This is a genomic window from Streptomyces thermolilacinus SPC6, assembly GCF_000478605.2.
Lineage (GTDB): Bacteria > Actinomycetota > Actinomycetes > Streptomycetales > Streptomycetaceae > Streptomyces > Streptomyces thermolilacinus.
Genome location: NZ_ASHX02000001.1, coordinates 3,484,551 through 3,499,989, shown reverse-complemented (window position 1 = coordinate 3,499,989; position 15,439 = coordinate 3,484,551). Strand labels below are relative to the sequence as shown.

Sequence of the window (15,439 nt, the reverse complement as noted above, 5' to 3'; positions counted from 1 at the left end):
GGCGAGCCTACCCCGAACGGGCTACCCCGCCCGGCGGTGCACCTTGGCGCGGGACCGCTTCTCCATGTACATCCGCTGGTCGGCGGAGTTCAGGACCTCTTCGACGGACATCCCGCACTCGGCCCAGCCGATGCCGAAACTGGCCCCTACCCGCACCGCGCGCCCGTCCACCCTGATCGGCGGGATGATGCCGTTGCGGAGGCGTACGGCCAGGTCGGCGGCGTCGGCCGCGCCCAGGCCGTCGGCGAGGACGACGAACTCGTCGCCGCCGAGCCGGGCCACCGTGTCGCCGTCGCGGACCCCCTCGGTGAGCCTGCGGGCGACCTCGATGAGAACCGCGTCACCCGTGTGGTGCCCGAACCTGTCGTTGATCGATTTGAAACCGTCGAGGTCGCAGAAGAGGACCGCGAGGCCCTTCGTCCCGTCGTCCACCTCGCCGACGGGCGCGACGGCGTGCACATGCCCGTCGTACGCCCCGGCGCCCGCTCCCGCGCCGCTCGACGGATCGAAGTCGAAGCCGTCGCCCCGGTAGGCGTGCTCGTACTCGTACGCGCCGGTGGCGCCCGCCCCGGCGCCGTACCCCGCCTCGTACGCGCCCTCGTACGCGCCGGTCCCGTACGCGGGCTCGAAGCCCGCGGCGTCGGCGGCGGTGGCCCGGACGCGGCCTCCGGGGCGGGAGCAGAGCCGGGCGCTGAGCCGGGCGCGCAGCTCGGCGCTGTTGGGCAGGCCGGTCAGCGCGTCATGGGAGGCGCGGTGGGCGAGCTGGAGCTCGTGCCGCTTGCGCTCCTCGATGTCCTCGACGTGCGTGAGGAGGAAGCGGGGCCCGTCGGCCGTGTCGGCGACCACCGAGTTCCGCAGGGAGACCCAGACGTACGAGCCGTCCCGGCGGGCGAGGCGCAGCTCGGCGCGGCCGCCCTCGGCGGAGGTCCGCAGCAGCGTGCCGACGTCCTCGGGGTGGACGAGGTCCGCGAAGGAGTACCGCCGCATCACGGCGGCCGGGCGGCCGAGCAGCCGGCACAGCGCGTCGTTGGCGCGCAGCAACCTGCCGTGCTGGTCGCCGCCCATCTCCGCGATGGCCATCCCGGACGGCGCGTACTCGAACGCCTGGCGGAACGACTCCTCGCTGGCCCTCAGCGCCTGCTGTTCACGCTCCAGCCGGACGAGCGCCCGCTGCATGTTTGCTCGCAGCCGGGCGTTGCTGATCGCAATCGCCGACTGGGAGGCGTACATCTGGAGCGCCTCACGCCCCCAGGCGCCGGGACGGCGGCCGTTGCGCGGCCGGTCCACGGAGATCACGCCGAGCAGTTCGCGCTGGCCGCCGGAGGTGTACATGGGGGCGTAGAGCCGGTCGCGGGGGTGCCACTCGTCCTCGAAGCGGGGCTCGGGGCCCTCCGTGTGCCACTGGGGCACGTCGTCGTCGATAAGGACCCAGCCCTCGGTGTGCGGTATGAACCGCAGGTCGCCCCAGGCCTCGCCCATCCGCAGGCGCTGCTCCCAGGAGAGGCGGGAGCCGACCCGGCCGGTGATCAGGGCTTCGGCCGCGGGGTCACCGGCGAAGGCGGCGACGACGAGGTCACCGTCGGCGCGGACGAGGTTGACGCAGGCCAGCTGGTAGCCGAGGCCGGTGATCACGCCGTCGGCGACGGTCTGGAGGGTGTCGGCCAGGCTCCGGGCCGTGTTGAGGTTGGCGACGACCTGGTGCAGCTGCCGCAGGGTCGCAAGACGGACGTACGGCTCCGACTCGGTCTCCATTGCTCGCTCTCCCCGAGACCTCGACAGCAACAACTCCAGGTGTGTCAGCGGCGTCCTCGTGCGGTGTCATCGGCCACTGAATCACAGGGAGCTGTGCCCCCGGTACACAGGGTCAACAATTACTGCTCTCTGTGACTCAAGTCACAAATACGACAACCAGACCGGGAGGATTCCGGTAGCAAATCGCCCGGGGACCTAGGTCCGGGGCCTTTCCGGCTGGTCCTCCGGCCCGATGCGACCGGGTGGCGGGCGAGGTTAGCGTTCCGGGTGTGCTGCCAACAACTCGGACCCCGGTGTCAGACTCCGACCTGCCCCATCCTGAAGGGGTGAGCAACGAGGAGTTCCGCGCGGCGATGTCCCGGCTGGCCGCCGGGGTCGTCCTGGTCACGGCGGTGGAGCCCCCGCTGGACGACGACGTCGGCATGACGGCGACCGCGTTCATGTCGGTGTCGCTCGACCCGCCCCTGGTCCTGGTGAGCCTGCGCAACGGCTCCCGGATGGACGACCTGCTGGCCGAGCAGCCGCTGTGGGGCGTGTCGGTGCTCGCGGAGAGCCAGCGGCACATCGCGGGACGGTTCTCGATGAAGGGCCGGATCAGCGACCGGCTGCTGTTCGCGGACATCCCGTACACGCGCGGCGAGCTGACCGGGGCGCCGCTGATCGGCGGGGCGCTGGCGACGCTGGAGTGCCGGACGGAGCAGCGGGTGGAGGCGGGCGACCACACGCTGGTCATCGCGCGCGTCCTGACGGCCGCCTTCCCGAGCCCGGAGGGGACGCCCCTGATGTACTTCCGGGGGAAGTACCGGCACCTCGGGTAGTGCGGGGCGGTCAGGGCCGGGCGGTCAGGGGGCGCTACTACGACCAGTCGCGGGGCGAGCGGCCGCGCTTCGTCTCGGAGCGCTGCTTCTTCTCGCGCAGCCGTCGCTCGTTGATGCCGCGCGGGATCTTCGTGGGCCTCCGGGGGCGCGGCGGGGGCGCCGTGGCCTCCGCGAGGAGGCTCGCGAGCCGCGCGGCCGCCGCCTCCCGGTTGCGCCACTGCGACCGGTGCTCGGATGCCCGCACGACGAGGACGCCGCCGACGAGTCGGCCCGCGAGCCGCTCCAGGGCCCGCTCCTTCCAGACCGGCGGAAGCGCCTCCGTACGGGCGAGGTCGAAGCGCAGCTCCACCTGGGAGTCGCTGGTGTTGACGTGCTGGCCGCCCGGCCCCGAGGACCTGGAGAAACGCCACACGAGCTCGGCCTCCGGCAGGGAGACCGAGCCTCTGATGACATGGGGACCGGGCATGTCGTCCATGTTCCCCAACGCGCGCCCGCCACGTCACGTGCTTTTCCGCCACCGGACAGGCGAGCCTGGAACCACCTCGCTCCCCGGGGCGTTATCAGCAGTGACGCCACAGAGCACAACGGCACCAGAGCACTCCGTAGTGAGTAGTCAGTAAAGGAAGGGACTTCCATGGCTGTAAGCCTGTCCAAGGGCGGCAATGTCTCGCTGACCAAGGAGGCCCCGGGCCTCACCGCCGTCACGGTGGGCCTCGGCTGGGACGTCCGTACCACCACGGGTACCGACTTCGACCTCGACGCCTCGGCGATCGGCGTGGACGCGGCCGGCAAGGTCGTCTCGGACGCGCACTTCGTCTTCTTCAACAACAAGTCCACCCCCGACGGCACCATCGTCCACACCGGTGACAACCGCACGGGCGAGGGCGGCGGCGACGACGAGCAGATCAACGTCAACCTGGCGGGCCTCCCCGCCAACGTGGACAAGATCGTCTTCCCGGTCTCCATCTACGACGCGGTCGCCCGCTCGCAGAACTTCGGCCAGGTGCGCAACGCCTACATCCGCATCGTCAACCAGAACGGCGGCGCCGAGATCGCCCGCTACGACCTCAGCGAGGACGCCGCGACGGAGACCGCCATGGTCTTCGGCGAGCTGTACCGGAACGGCTCGGAGTGGAAGTTCCGCGCGGTGGGCCAGGGCTACGCCTCCGGCCTGGAGGGCATCGCCCGCGACTTCGGTGTGAACATCTGATCCAGTCCGGTCACGGCCGGAACACGGGCCCCGGTGGCGGTCGCCGCTCCGGGGCCCTTCGTTGCCTACTGTGGGCCGCATGATCGTGGAACCGCTGGAGCTGGGCGACGAGGGCGCCCTGCCGGGCCCGCTCCTGACCGAGCTCACCGGCCTGTACGCGTCGAACCGGGAGTTCCAGCAGCTCAGCGGGGAGTTCCCGGACCCCGACGACATCCTGCCCGAGCAGGTCGCCGCCTCGCTCGCCGAGGAGCTGGCGCAGCCGGGCGCCGAGGTGCTGCTGGCCCGGTCGGCCGGGCGGGTGATCGGCATCGCCGTGACCCTGGCCCACCACCCGGACCCGGACGACCCGGACCCGTGGATCGGGCTGCTGATGGTGCACGGCAGGGACCACCGGATGGGCTTCGGCCGGGAGCTGGCCGAGATCGTCGAGAAGCGGTTCCGCGCCGGGGGCCGTACGGGCGTCAAGCTCGCCGTGCTGGACAACAACCGCAAGGCGCTCGTCTTCTGGCGGTCCCTCGGGTACGAGGAGGTCGGCCGCCGCAAGGACCGGCGCCTCGGCCGCGACTGCGTGGTGCTCCGCAAGCCGCTGTAGCGCGCGGCGGCGTGGACCGGCGGCGGGGGTTGGTGGCGGGCCCGGGGGTCCGGGCGGCCGGGGACGGCCGGTCAGGGGCAGCCGGGTGGGCATCCGGCCAAGCCGAGGGCGGCCGGGTGGGTCCCCGGCGGGTCAGGGCGCGGCCGGTCAGGGGGCGGCCGGTTTCTCCTCGCCGTACAGCCAGGTGTCCCACAGGGCGGTCAGGTCCCGGCCGGTCTCCTCCTCCACGTACGCGGTGAAGTCGTCGGTGGAGACGGTGGAGTGCCGGTGCTCGGCGGCCCAGCCGCGCAGCAGCCCGAAGAACGCCTCGTCGCCCACGGCCTGGCGGATCTTGTGCAGCACCATCGCGGCCCGGCCGTACACGGGCGGCGCCGAGATGTCCGCGGCGGTCGGCGGGACGGCGGGCGGGAACGCCCAGTTGTCCTCGTCGGCGAACGCCGCCTCGAAGCTCTCCCGCACGGGCGTGTCCTCGAAGTCCTCCGCGTACAGCCACTCCGCGTACTGCGCGAAGCCCTCGTTGAGCCACATGTCCCGCCAGGACGCGGGCGACACGGAGTTCCCGTACCACTGGTGGGCCAGCTCGTGGACGAGGATGCCGGGCGTGAACAGGTCCTGCGGGATCACCGGCCGGGTCTGCGTCTCCAGGGCGTACCCGGAGTCGCCCGCCCGCTCCACGATCACCCCGGCGGAGGAGAACGGGTACGGGCCGAAGCGCTCCGTCAGCCAGTCCAGCAGCTCCGGCACGCGGGCCGCCAGCGGCGCCGCCCGGTCCGTGACCGTACGGTCGGTGGCCGTGACGACGGGCAGCCCGGCCCGGGTGCGGGTCGTGGCCGTGTCGAACCGGCCGACGGCGAGCGTCGCCAGGTAGCTCGCCATCGGCTCGGCGCTCCGCCAGGTCGTGGTGGTCCGCCCGCCGCGCGTCACGGCCCGGCCGGGCAGTCCGTTGGTGACGGCCCGGTGCCCGGCCGGGACGGTGACCGTGACGGTGTACGTGGCCTTGTCGGAGGGGTGGTGGTTGCCGGGGAACCACGCCATGGACCCGGTCGGCTGGCCCAGCGCGACCGCCCCGTCCGCCGTCCGCAGCCAGCCCTCCTCCGACCCGTCGGGGTCGGTGATGGCGCGCGGGACGCCCGAGTAGCGGACGACGGTACGGAAGGTGGCGCCGTCCTCGATGTCGGCGCGGGGCCGCAGCGTCACCTCGTGGCCCGCGCGCCGGACGGAGGCCCGTTCGCCGTTCACTGTCACGCCGTGGACGGTCAGCCCGGTCAGGTCCAGGTTGAAGGAGCTGAGGCCCTGGGTGGCGCGGGCGGTGATGTCGGCGGTGCCGTCGAGGCGGCCGGTGGCGGGGTCGTAGGCGACGGTGAGGGCGTAGTGCCGTACGTCGTAGCCGCCATTGCCGAGGCGGGGGAAGTACGGGTCGCGCAGGCCCGCGGCGCCGGGGGTGCCGGTGACGCCGCCGCCCGCGCACCCGGCGGCGGCCAGCGGCAGCAGCGCGGCGAGCGCCGCGCAGGCGAGGGCCCTCCCCCTCTTCCCCGTCGTCCCTTGGGTCACCCGGTGATCCTAAGCGGGTCCGGGTCCCGGGGCGGGGCCCCGCGCGGCGCCCGTACGGTCGCCTGGCCCGCGCGGCGCCCGTGCGGCGTGGCCCGGCGGGCGCGGTGTGGCTCAGCGGTGCCGTGTGGTTCAGCGGGCGCCGAGGGCGGCCGCTCCGGCGCGGGCGTACTCCTCGTCCAGGGCGCCGCTCGGTGCGCCCGCCACGCCGATGCCCGCGATCGGCGCGCCGCCGGCCGCGACCGGGACGCCGCCGCCGAGGAACAGCGTGCCGGGGATGTCCTTCAGGGTGGGGGTGGACTCCAGACGCTTGACCAGGTCGGACGTGGCGGAGTTCCAGGAGGCGGCGGTGTACGCCTTGCGCTCGGCCGACTCGTACGACTGCGGGCCCGCGCCGTCGCCGCGCAGCACGGCGATCGTGTTGCCGTTGCGGTCCACGACGGCGACCGTGACGCGCTGGCCGTCCTCGCGGGCGGCCTTCAGGGCGGCCTGCGCGGCGCGGGTGGCGGCGTCGACGGTGAGGTGGCGGGTCTGGTGGATGTTCCGGTCGGCGACCGCGGAGGAGGCGGCGGACGCGGCGGAGGACTGCGCGCGCTCCGGGGTGGAGGCGCTGGCGGAGACCGCCCCGAACGTACCGGCGGTGAGGGCGGCGGCGGCGAGGGTGCCGGTGACGAGGCGGGTGCGCGGGGAGGTCTTCTTGCGGCGGGTTTCCATGGGGGCTCCAGGTCTCGAAGGTCTCGGGAACGGCTCTGCCTGTTCGGCTCCTCCACCATCCCGCCGTGACCTGGGCTTTCGCGTCGCCGGTCGGGGTGACAGAGGGGTCAGCCGATCGGTTGATGCCGCATGGCACGCGCGGGCGGAGGATGGGGGCGTGACGCACACCGACGCACCGAGGGGCCGCCCGGACGAGGCCGGGGACGCCGACGCGCGGCTGCTGGCGCGGGTCATGCACGTCGCGTTCTTCCTGCTGCTCGCGGCCTCCCTGGCCCGGTTCCTGCTGCGCCACCCGTGGGACGGCGCGGCCGGCTGGGTCGTCGCCCTGTCGGCGGCGCTGGCCGGGCTGTACGTGCTCGGGCCCGGCGCGGCGGCGCCCGCCTCGCGGCGCGGGCGGGTGTGGCTGGTGGCCGTGGTGGCGGTGTGGATGGTGCTGGTCGTCGTGGCGCCGAGCTTCGCGCTGTGCGCCGTGCCCCTGCTGTACACCGGGCTGCGGCTGCTGCCGCCGCGTGCCGCGCTGGTGCTGGTGGCGCTGCTGACGCTGTTCGTGGTGGTCGCCCTCCAGAAGCTCGCGGACTCCGGCGTCGATCCGATGCTGCTGGTCGCGCCGCCCGCCGCGGCCGCCATCGCGACGGCCGTGTTCGTCCACGCCCAGCGGCAGGCCGACCGGCAGCGGGCGCTCATCGGGGACCTGCTGCGCACCCGTCGCGAGCTGGCGGCGACGGAGCGGCGGGAGGGCACCCTCGCGGAGCGGCAGCGGCTGTCCATGGAGATCCACGACACGCTGGCGCAGGGCCTGTCGAGCCAGCGGATGCTGCTCCAGGCCGCCGACCGGACGTGGGACGCCGACCCCGAGGGGGCGCGCCGCCATGTGCGCACCGCCGCGTCCATCGCCGAGCACAACCTCGCCGAGGCCCGCCGCTTCGTCCACGACCTGGCGCCCGCCGACCTGGCCGCGAGCGGCGGGGACCTGGCGGAGGCGCTGCGGGCCCTCGCCGCCCGCGAGACGACCGCCGCGCTCCGGGTGCGGTTCCACGCCGAGGGCGACGGCGGGCCGCTGCCGGACCGGGTGGCGTCGGCGCTGCTGCGGATCGCGCAGGGCGCCCTCGCGAACGTACGGGAGCACGCCGGTGCCGCCACCGCGGCGGTGACCCTGACCCGGCTGGACGACCAGGTGGTGCTGGACGTGGCGGACGACGGCCGCGGCTTCGACCCGTCGGGCCCCGGTCCGGGGCGCGGGCCTGCGGGCGGCACGGCGCGCGGCGGGGGCGCGTACGACCCGGTGGGCGCCGGGGGCGTGCGGGGGCACGGGCTGCCCGCGATGCGCGCCCGGGCGGCCGCGCTGGGCGGCACCCTGACCGTCGAGTCCGCGCCCGGCGAGGGCACCGTACTGTCCGCCTCGATCCCCGTCCCGTAGGAGCGCCCCCATGACGTACGAGCCTTCCGGTCCGCCCGAGCCGTCCGCGCCCCGGACGATCCGGGTCCTCCTCTGCGACGACCACGCCGTCGTACGCGCCGGACTGCTGGCCCTGCTGGGCAGCGAACCGGGCATCGAGGTCGTCGGAGAGGCGGGCAGCGGTGAGGAGGCCGTCGCGCGGGCGGCGCGGCTGCGGCCCGACGTGGTGCTGATGGACCTCCAGCTGGGGCCCGGCATGGACGGCGTGGCCGCCACCCGCCGTATCGCGTCGCCCGACGTGCGGGTCCTCGTCCTCACCACGTACGACACGGACGCCGACATCACCCGCGCCATCGACGCGGGCGCGACCGGGTACCTGCTCAAGGCCGAGCGGCCCGAGGAGCTGTTCGCCGCGATCCGCGCCGCCGCCCAGGGGCGTACGGCCCTGTCCGCACCGGTCGCGGGCCGCGTCATGGACCGGGTGCGCGGCGCGGCGGGCCCGACGCTGACCGCCCGCGAACGGGACATCCTGGGCCAGCTGGCGCGCGGCCTCGGCAACCGGGAGATCGCCCGCGCCCTCTTCATCAGCGAGGCCACGGTGAAGACCCATCTGGGCCGGATCTACACGAAGCTGGGCGTGGACACGCGCGCGGGCGCGGTGGCGGTCGCCAAGGAGCAGCGCCTCCTGCCGTGACAGCGGCGCCCGCCGGCGCCAGGCGCATGCCGCCGGGACGGCGCCCGCTGCCGCCGTGACGGGCGCGGGGCGCGTGCGCGCCGCCGCGTCGCCCCGTACCACCGGCCGTACCGCCTGCCGTGCCACCAACGGCCGCACAACCCGGCCGTACCACCCGCCGTACCACCGGCCGTACCACCGGCGAACGGTCCGGTCCCGGGACGTGACACCATCGCGTACGTGCTCGACATCGGCTACTCCCTCTCCCGCCGCTTCCCCGACCCCCCGCAGACCGACTACCGGCGGGCGGACGTTCACGCCCTGCGGCACGACCTGTTCTGCGGGGACGTGTACCTGGCGGACACCGAGGCCGACCGGGAGGTGTCCACGGCCTGGGGATGGGTGCCGGTGCTGGACTTCGCGTGGGCGCTGTGCGACATCGTGGAGCAGCTCGACCGCGACCCGCGCGGCAGCCGCGCGGCGCAGCCGCAGTACGCCGAGCTGGACTTCACCGAGTCCACCGACCGGATGCTGTTCGAGCGCCGCTTCGGCTGGGTGGAGGTGGAGGCCGACTGGATGCCCGGCGACGAGCCGCCGCTCACCTTCAACCACGCGGAGCTGCGGCGGGAGGCGCGGGACTTCCTGCACGACCTGATCGCCGACCTCGTGGACATGCACGAGGACCTCGCGGACAACCCCGTCGTCTGGGACCTCCAGGCCCGCTTCCCGCGCCTGCCCTGACCCCCCGCCTCGCGGGCGGCCCCCAGGCGCTGTCACGAACGCCCACCCCTGCCCGGTCCTCCTGGTGAAGCACCCCACACCAGGAGGAGCGAGCCATGACGAGCACCATCCCGTCCGCCCGGCGTCGTGTCACCGTCGTCGGTGGCGGCCTCGCCGGGCTGACGGCCGCCATCACCGCCGCCGAGGCGGGTGCCCGCGTCACCCTGTACGAGTCCCACCGCACGCTCGGCGGCCGCGCCCGCACCGCCGAGGGCCCGTACCGGACCAACGAGGGACCGCACGCGCTGTACCGCCGGGGCCCGCACTGGGCGTGGCTGAAGGAGCGCGGGCTGCTCGGGCCGATGGCGCGGGTCCCGGTCCGGGAGGCCGCGCGGTTCCGGTTCCACCACGGCGGCGCGCTGCGCCTCCTCCCGCCGCTCGGCGTGCTGCGCCTGGCCCGGCTGGCCCCGGCCGAGGCGCCGGTGGACGTGGACTTCCTGACGTGGGCCACCGACCGGGCCGGTCCGGCCGAGGCCCGCGCCGCCGCGCACTACAGCGCGGTCGCCCTGTACCACCACGACCCGGGCGCCCTGTCGGCCCGCTTCGTCCAGGAGCGGCTGTACCGGGCCGCCGCCGTGCCGCCCGAGGCCCAGTACCCGCGCGGCGGCTGGGGCGAGGTCGTGGAGCGGATGGCCGCGCACGCCTGGAACCTGGGCGTGCGCGTCGAGGTCGGCGCCCGGCTGGAGACCCTGCCGGACGCTCCCGGCGGGCCCGTGATCGTCGCGACGTCCCTGAACGCGGCGCGGCGGCTGCTCAATGACCCGACGCTCACCTGGGAGAGCGGCCGCACGGCACTGATCGACCTGGCGGTGCGCACCCGGCGGGGCGACGCGTTCGCCGTGTCGGACCTGGACGCGCCGGGGTGGCTGGAGCGGTTCACCGCCCAGGACGCGGGCCTGGCCCCGGCGGGGCGGGAGCTGCTCCAGGGCCAGTTCCCGGTGGCGCCCGGTGAGCCGCGGGCGGTGGGGATCGCGCGGGCCGAGCGGCTCCTGGACCTGGGGTACCCGGGGTGGCGCGACCGTGTGGAGTGGCGGCGCGACGCGCTGTCCCAGGGCCGTACGGGCGCGGTCGACCGGCCCGGTACGACGTGGCGGGACCGGCCGTCGATCGTGCGGGGCGACGGGCTGTTCCTGGCGGGCGACGCGGTGGCGGCGCCGGGCCTGCTCGCGGAGGTGGCGTTCGCCAGCGGCCGTACGGCGGCGACGCTGGCGGTCGAGGCGCTGGCCGCACCGCGGTCCGCCACGGGCCTTGACCTCAACCATGCTTGAGGCAGCAGGCTGTCGCGGGTCCACACCAGACAGGAGCCCGCCATGCACGCCGTCCGCCTGCACGCCTTCGGTCCCGCCGAGAACCTGACGTACGAGGAGGTCCCCGACCCGGTGCCGGGTCCCGGCCAGGTCCGTGTCGCCGTCGCCGCCGCGGGGGTGCACCTGCTGGACACGGCGCTGCGGGAGGGCATGCCCGGCCCGTTCGGCGGCCCGGCCGACCTGCCGACCGTCCCCGGCCGGGAGGTCGCCGGCACGGTGGACGCGCTCGGCGAGGGCGCCGACCCGGGCTGGCTGGGCCGTCGCGTCGTCGCCCACCTGGGCACCGGCCCCGGCGGCTACGCCGAGCTGGCCGTCACCGACGCGGCCCGCCTCCACGCGATCCCGCCCGCCCTCGACGAGGCCGAGGCGGTCGCGATGATCGGCACCGGGCGCACGGCGATGGGGATCGTCCAGTTCACCGACCTGGGCCCGGACGACGTCGTGATCGTCCCGGCGGCGGCGGGCGGCATCGGCACGCTGCTCGTGCAGTACGCGAGGAACGCGGGCGCCACGGTCGTCGGCCTCGCGGGCGGCCCGGCGAAGACGGAGCTGGTGCGCGCCCTGGGCGCCGACGCGGCGATCGACTACACCCGCGCCTCCCCCCGCCCCGACTGGCCGTCGGAGACCCGCGCGTTCCTCGGGGAGCGGCGGGCGACGGTCGTGTACGACTCCGTGGGCGGCGACGCGGGGCGCGAGGCGGTCGGCCTGCTCGGCAAGGGCGGGCGGCACATCGTCTTCGGGTGGTCCAGCCAGGGCGTACGGGACGGGGAGCCGCTCACGTTCACGGACGAGGAGCTGGCCCGGCGGGGCATCACCTCGGAGCAGGTGCTGGGCCGGGCGATGCTGGACCGGGCGGGCGGCGACGTGCGGGTCCTGGAGACCCGCGCCCTGGCGGAGGCGGCGGCGGGCCGCCTCCGCCCGGCCGTCCACCTCTTCCCGCTCCGGGAGGCCGCCCGGGCCCACCGCGCCCTGGAGTCCCGCGGCACCACGGGCAAGGTGGTCCTGGTCCCGTGACTACGGGCGGCCCAGCTCCGCCAGCGCCTCGTCGGTGAGGCGGTAGACGGTCCACTCGTCCTGGGGGCGGGCGCCGAGGGACTTGTAGAAGTTGATGGACGGGGTGTTCCAGTTCAGTACGGACCACTCCAGCCGCTCGTAGCCGCGCTCCACGCAGATCCGGGCGAGTTCGCGCAGCAGCGCCTTGCCGTGGCCGCCGCCGCGCGCCTCGGGGCGTACGTACAGGTCCTCCAGGTAGATGCCGTGCACACCGCGCCAGGTGGAGAAGTTCAGGAACCACAGGGCGAAGCCGACCGGCTCGCCGCTCTCGTCCTCGGCGATGTGCGCGTACGCCGCGGGCCGCTCCCCGAACAGCGCCTCGCGCAGGTGCTCCTCGGTGGCCCGCACCTCGTGGAGGGCCTTCTCGTACTCGGCGAGGTCGCGGATCATGGCGTGAATGACCGGCACGTCGGCCGGAACAGCAGCACGAATCATGCCCCCACCTTCCCACCCGCCTCCACAGGGCCGGACACGGCCCGGGGGGCGGCGCACGACGGCCCCGCGAGGCGGTGCGCCTTGCGGGGCCGGGTCGTGCCGTGGCCGGGGGCCGGCCCAGGAGCACTGCGGCTCCCGGGCCCCGGGACATCAGAGGAAGGAGTTGATCTCGATGGTCTCGGTGCGGCCCGGGCCGACACCGATCGCGGAGATCGGCGCGCCCGACATCTCCTCCAGCGCCTTCACGTACGCCTGCGCGTTCTTCGGCAGGTCCGCGAACGTCTTCGCCTTGGAGATGTCCTCCGACCAGCCGGGCAGGTACTCGTACACGGGCTTCGCGTGGTGGAAGTCCGTCTGCGAGTACGGCAGCTCCTCGACGCGCCGGCCGTCGATCTCGTACGCGACGCACACCGGGATCTGCTCCCAGCCGGTCAGGACGTCCAGCTTCGTGAGGAAGAAGTCCGTCAGGCCGTTCACCCGCGTCGCGTAGCGGGCGATCACCGCGTCGAACCAGCCGCAGCGCCGGTCGCGCCCGGTGGTCACGCCGCGCTCGCCGCCGATGCGCCGCAGCGCCTCGCCGTCCTCGTCGAACAGCTCCGTCGGGAACGGACCGGCGCCCACGCGGGTCGTGTACGCCTTCAGGATGCCGATGACCCGGCTGATCTTCGTCGGGCCCACGCCGGTGCCGGTGCAGGCGCCGCCCGCGGTCGGGTTCGACGAGGTCACGAACGGGTACGTGCCGTGGTCCACGTCCAGCAGGGTGCCCTGGCCGCCCTCGAAGAGGACCACCTTGTCCTCGTCGAGCGCGTTGTTGAGGATCAGCGTCGTGTCGGCGACGTACGGCTTGATCTGCTCCGCGTACTGGAGCATCTCCTCCACGATCTGCCCGGCCTCGATCGCGCGCCGGTTGTAGAGCTTCGCCAGGATCTGGTTCTTGCCCTCCAGCGCCGCCTCGACCTTCTGGGTGAGGATCGACTCGTCGTAGAGGTCCTGGACGCGGATGCCGACGCGGTTGATCTTGTCGGCGTACGTCGGGCCGATGCCACGGCCGGTCGTACCGATCTTCCGCTTCCCGAGGAACCGTTCCGTCACCTTGTCGAGCGTGACGTTGTACGGCGTGATCAGGTGGGCGTTCCCGCTGATCAGGAGCTTGGATGTGTCGACGCCTCGCTCGTTCAGCCCGCTCAGCTCGGAGAGCAGGACGGCCGGGTCGACGACGACGCCGTTTCCGATCACGGGGGTGCATCCGGGGGAGAGGATGCCGGAGGGAAGGAGATGCAGCGCGTACTTCTGGTCGCCTACGACGACCGTGTGACCGGCGTTGTTACCGCCCTGGTAGCGCACCACGTAGTCGACGGATCCACCGAGGAGGTCGGTGGCCTTTCCCTTGCCCTCGTCACCCCACTGAGCACCGAGCAGCACAAGTGCGGGCACAGGCGTACACCCCTTCCGGGCGGGGCATGTCCAAGGCCAGGGGCGGAAGAAGTCGTACGGCGGTGTACGACGGCAGCCTGAGCCGTTGAACCGGTGCCCCGGAATAGACGAAGCCCCTGGCGCAATAGCGCAAGGGGCTCTTGCACAAAGATGCTACCCGAGGAAGGACCGAGGTGTCGGCTCCCGACCAGCTGCTGGTGGTCATCGACCCGGTCGCGCGCCGCTTCGACGGCGAGTCCGTACGGATCGCGAAGGACGTGTTGTGCGCCGGCGCCGCCGCGAAGGTGTGCCTGCCGGACACCTCGGAGGAGTTCGCCCGGGCCCTCGCGCGGCGGGGTTCCCGGCGGCCCGTGGTGATCGGCGACGACCGGGCGCTGGTACGGGCCGTGGGCCTGCTGCACCGGGGCGGTGAGCTGGGCGGGGACGCCCTGTCGCTGGTTCCGGTGGGGCCGCGCGAGACGGTGCGGCTGGCCGTTTCGCTGGGCGCGCCGCCCGGTGCGGTGACGGCGGCGCGGGCAGTGCTGGACGGGGTGGCACGCCGCCTCGACCTGCTGGTGGACGACCGGGGCGAGGTGGTCGTGGGCGGGGTGCGCATCCCGGAGGGGACGCCGTCGCCCGAGCCGTCGGCACCGCCCGAGGCACGGTTCCGCCCTTCGGGTGGCGGGGCGCCGGTGCCGTCGGTGTGGGGCACGTGCCGGTCGCTGGTGCGGACCCTGGTGGGCCCGGGCCCCGGGCGGGTGCCGCAGATGCGGGGGCAGCGGCTGCGGGTGGAGGCGGACGGGCGGCTGCTGGCCGACATGGACGACCCGGTGGACGGCGTGACGCTGGTGGCGCGGGACGGTACGGCGGAGGTCGTCGTACGCCCCCGGGCGGCGGCCCCGAGGCGGTCGGCGGCCCGTACGGTCACCGTTTCGGGCCCCGGCGGCACGGGCTTCCGCTACCGCGCGGACGCCGAACCGACCGGCCCGGTGCACACCCGCACCTGGACGGTACGCCCGGCGGCCTGGTCCCTCCTCATCCCGGCCCCAGCGCTGTCCCCGGAGGGGGCGTAGGGGGGCGGGGGGTTTCCTGGGGCGCGAGGGGGCCCGTAGGGGGTGGGAGGGGCCCGTGGGGGACGGTGAGGACCCGTAGGGGGGCCAGGCCCGTAGGGGGTGGGAGCGGACCGCCCGGGGTGGAACCCCGGTCAGGCCGGGCTCGGGGGGCGTTCCTCCTTGCGCTGCCGCCAGCGGTCCATGATCTGGAGCAGTTCGTCGTGGAGGAACTGGAAGAACTCCGCCGTCTCCGCCAGCCGCTCCCCCGCCGCCGTGTCCGTCCCGAGGGTGTCGGCGCCCTCGCGGAGGGTCTTCTGCCAGCGGCTCAGGACCTCGTCGCGGCGGGTGAACACCTCGTACCACATGCCCTCGTGGAGCACGTACCGCTCGCGGCGGGAGCCCGGGTCGCGCTCGCGGCCGATCATGTTGACCTGCGTCAGGTAGCGCACCGCGCCCGAGACGGCGGCCGGGCTGATGCGCAGCTGGTCGCCCAGTTCGGCGGCGGTCATGGCGGCGCTGTCGGAGACGAGCAGCGCGGCGAACACCCTGGACGCCATGCGCTGCATCCCGGCCTGTGTCAGCTCCCCGGCGAAACGCTCGACGAAGCGGTTCACCGCCTCCTCGTCGCGCTCCGCGAGCCGGTTCTCGGTTCCCATGCGGCCCATCGTCTCCCATCGCCTTCGAACATCCCGATTT

At 74.4% G+C, this 15,439-nt stretch carries 16 protein-coding genes; 9 read left to right on the top strand and 7 right to left on the bottom strand.

What is annotated here, in order from left to right:
- Positions 1 to 21: 21 nt before the first annotated feature.
- A complete protein-coding gene (gene cdgB / locus J116_RS15210; RefSeq protein ID WP_023587924.1) occupies positions 22 to 1,752 on the bottom strand; it encodes a diguanylate cyclase CdgB in 1,731 nt (576 codons plus the stop codon).
- A gap of 353 nt (positions 1,753 to 2,105) precedes the next feature.
- Between cdgB and J116_RS15205 the strand changes: the two genes are divergently transcribed.
- Positions 2,106 to 2,570 carry a flavin reductase family protein gene (locus J116_RS15205; protein WP_394331507.1) on the top strand — a complete coding sequence of 155 codons (465 nt, stop codon included), beginning with the start codon at positions 2,106 to 2,108 and terminating at the stop codon, positions 2,568 to 2,570.
- A gap of 37 nt (positions 2,571 to 2,607) precedes the next feature.
- Here J116_RS15205 and arfB read toward each other — a convergent pair whose 3' ends face one another.
- Positions 2,608 to 3,045, bottom strand: a complete 438-nt coding sequence (arfB, locus tag J116_RS15200) for an alternative ribosome rescue aminoacyl-tRNA hydrolase ArfB (RefSeq protein ID WP_023587922.1) — start codon at positions 3,043 to 3,045, stop codon at positions 2,608 to 2,610.
- A 159-nt stretch (positions 3,046 to 3,204) separates the two neighbouring features.
- Between arfB and J116_RS15195 the strand changes: the two genes are divergently transcribed.
- On the top strand, positions 3,205 to 3,780 hold the full coding sequence (locus tag J116_RS15195; RefSeq protein ID WP_023587921.1) for a TerD family protein: 576 nt from the start codon (positions 3,205 to 3,207) through the stop codon (positions 3,778 to 3,780).
- 79 nt (positions 3,781 to 3,859) lie between these two features.
- Positions 3,860 to 4,372, top strand: coding sequence for a GNAT family N-acetyltransferase (locus tag J116_RS15190; RefSeq protein ID WP_023587920.1), 513 nt, complete (start codon positions 3,860 to 3,862; stop codon positions 4,370 to 4,372).
- Between the two features lie 147 nt (positions 4,373 to 4,519).
- Here J116_RS15190 and J116_RS15185 read toward each other — a convergent pair whose 3' ends face one another.
- Complete coding sequence (locus tag J116_RS15185; protein ID WP_023587919.1) at positions 4,520 to 5,923, bottom strand: M1 family metallopeptidase; 1,404 nt, start codon at positions 5,921 to 5,923, stop codon at positions 4,520 to 4,522.
- Positions 5,924 to 6,052: 129 nt separating this feature from the next.
- Entirely contained in the window at positions 6,053 to 6,634 is a 582-nt protein-coding gene (locus J116_RS15180) for a GlcG/HbpS family heme-binding protein (RefSeq protein ID WP_023587918.1), read from the bottom strand.
- A gap of 232 nt (positions 6,635 to 6,866) precedes the next feature.
- Between J116_RS15180 and J116_RS15175 the strand changes: the two genes are divergently transcribed.
- The 5 genes from J116_RS15175 (at position 6,867) to J116_RS15155 (ending at position 11,804) form a co-directional block, all read left to right on the top strand.
- Entirely contained in the window at positions 6,867 to 8,051 is a 1,185-nt protein-coding gene (locus J116_RS15175; RefSeq protein WP_235617435.1) for a sensor histidine kinase, read from the top strand.
- A 10-nt stretch (positions 8,052 to 8,061) separates the two neighbouring features.
- Positions 8,062 to 8,724: a response regulator gene (locus J116_RS15170; protein WP_023587916.1), complete on the top strand. Its 663-nt coding sequence runs from the start codon at positions 8,062 to 8,064 to the stop codon at positions 8,722 to 8,724.
- 219 nt (positions 8,725 to 8,943) lie between these two features.
- The gene (locus J116_RS15165; protein ID WP_023587915.1) at positions 8,944 to 9,444 is read left to right on the top strand and encodes a hypothetical protein; all 501 of its coding nucleotides are present in this window, start codon (positions 8,944 to 8,946) and stop codon (positions 9,442 to 9,444) included.
- A 95-nt stretch (positions 9,445 to 9,539) separates the two neighbouring features.
- Positions 9,540 to 10,751: an FAD-dependent oxidoreductase gene (locus J116_RS15160; protein WP_023587914.1), complete on the top strand. Its 1,212-nt coding sequence runs from the start codon at positions 9,540 to 9,542 to the stop codon at positions 10,749 to 10,751.
- Positions 10,752 to 10,793: 42 nt separating this feature from the next.
- The gene (locus tag J116_RS15155) at positions 10,794 to 11,804 is read left to right on the top strand and encodes a zinc-binding dehydrogenase (RefSeq protein ID WP_023587913.1); all 1,011 of its coding nucleotides are present in this window, start codon (positions 10,794 to 10,796) and stop codon (positions 11,802 to 11,804) included.
- Here J116_RS15155 and J116_RS15150 read toward each other — a convergent pair whose 3' ends face one another.
- Both J116_RS15150 and J116_RS15145 read right to left on the bottom strand, forming a co-directional pair.
- Positions 11,805 to 12,278, bottom strand: coding sequence for a GNAT family N-acetyltransferase (locus J116_RS15150; RefSeq protein WP_023587912.1), 474 nt, complete (start codon positions 12,276 to 12,278; stop codon positions 11,805 to 11,807).
- A gap of 150 nt (positions 12,279 to 12,428) precedes the next feature.
- Positions 12,429 to 13,712, bottom strand: a complete 1,284-nt coding sequence (locus tag J116_RS15145) for an adenylosuccinate synthase (protein WP_023587911.1) — start codon at positions 13,710 to 13,712, stop codon at positions 12,429 to 12,431.
- A gap of 173 nt (positions 13,713 to 13,885) precedes the next feature.
- Here J116_RS15145 and J116_RS15140 point away from each other — a divergent pair, with 173 nt between their 5' ends.
- Positions 13,886 to 14,764 (top strand): hypothetical protein, encoded by an 879-nt coding sequence (locus J116_RS15140; protein ID WP_023587910.1) that lies wholly within the window; start codon positions 13,886 to 13,888, stop codon positions 14,762 to 14,764.
- Between the two features lie 131 nt (positions 14,765 to 14,895).
- Here the strand turns inward: J116_RS15140 and J116_RS15135 are convergent, their stop codons facing one another.
- Positions 14,896 to 15,399 carry a GbsR/MarR family transcriptional regulator gene (locus tag J116_RS15135; protein ID WP_023587909.1) on the bottom strand — a complete coding sequence of 168 codons (504 nt, stop codon included), beginning with the start codon at positions 15,397 to 15,399 and terminating at the stop codon, positions 14,896 to 14,898.
- Positions 15,400 to 15,439 lie beyond the last annotated feature (40 nt).

Excerpts from the sequence above, each read along its gene's own strand:
- cdgB (WP_023587924.1), bottom strand. The coding sequence starts at position 1,752 with ATGGAGACCGAGTCGGAGCCGTACGTCCGTCTTGCGACCCTGCGGCAG.
- J116_RS15205 (WP_394331507.1), top strand. The coding sequence starts at position 2,106 with ATGTCCCGGCTGGCCGCCGGGGTCGTCCTGGTCACGGCGGTGGAGCCC.
- arfB (WP_023587922.1), bottom strand. The coding sequence starts at position 3,045 with ATGGACGACATGCCCGGTCCCCATGTCATCAGAGGCTCGGTCTCCCTG.
- J116_RS15195 (WP_023587921.1), top strand. The coding sequence starts at position 3,205 with ATGGCTGTAAGCCTGTCCAAGGGCGGCAATGTCTCGCTGACCAAGGAG.
- J116_RS15190 (WP_023587920.1), top strand. The coding sequence starts at position 3,860 with ATGATCGTGGAACCGCTGGAGCTGGGCGACGAGGGCGCCCTGCCGGGC.
- J116_RS15180 (WP_023587918.1), bottom strand. The coding sequence starts at position 6,634 with ATGGAAACCCGCCGCAAGAAGACCTCCCCGCGCACCCGCCTCGTCACC.
- J116_RS15175 (WP_235617435.1), top strand. The coding sequence starts at position 6,867 with ATGCACGTCGCGTTCTTCCTGCTGCTCGCGGCCTCCCTGGCCCGGTTC.
- J116_RS15170 (WP_023587916.1), top strand. The coding sequence starts at position 8,062 with ATGACGTACGAGCCTTCCGGTCCGCCCGAGCCGTCCGCGCCCCGGACG.
- J116_RS15160 (WP_023587914.1), top strand. The coding sequence starts at position 9,540 with ATGACGAGCACCATCCCGTCCGCCCGGCGTCGTGTCACCGTCGTCGGT.
- J116_RS15155 (WP_023587913.1), top strand. The coding sequence starts at position 10,794 with ATGCACGCCGTCCGCCTGCACGCCTTCGGTCCCGCCGAGAACCTGACG.
- J116_RS15150 (WP_023587912.1), bottom strand. The coding sequence starts at position 12,278 with ATGATTCGTGCTGCTGTTCCGGCCGACGTGCCGGTCATTCACGCCATG.
- J116_RS15135 (WP_023587909.1), bottom strand. The coding sequence starts at position 15,399 with ATGGGAACCGAGAACCGGCTCGCGGAGCGCGACGAGGAGGCGGTGAAC.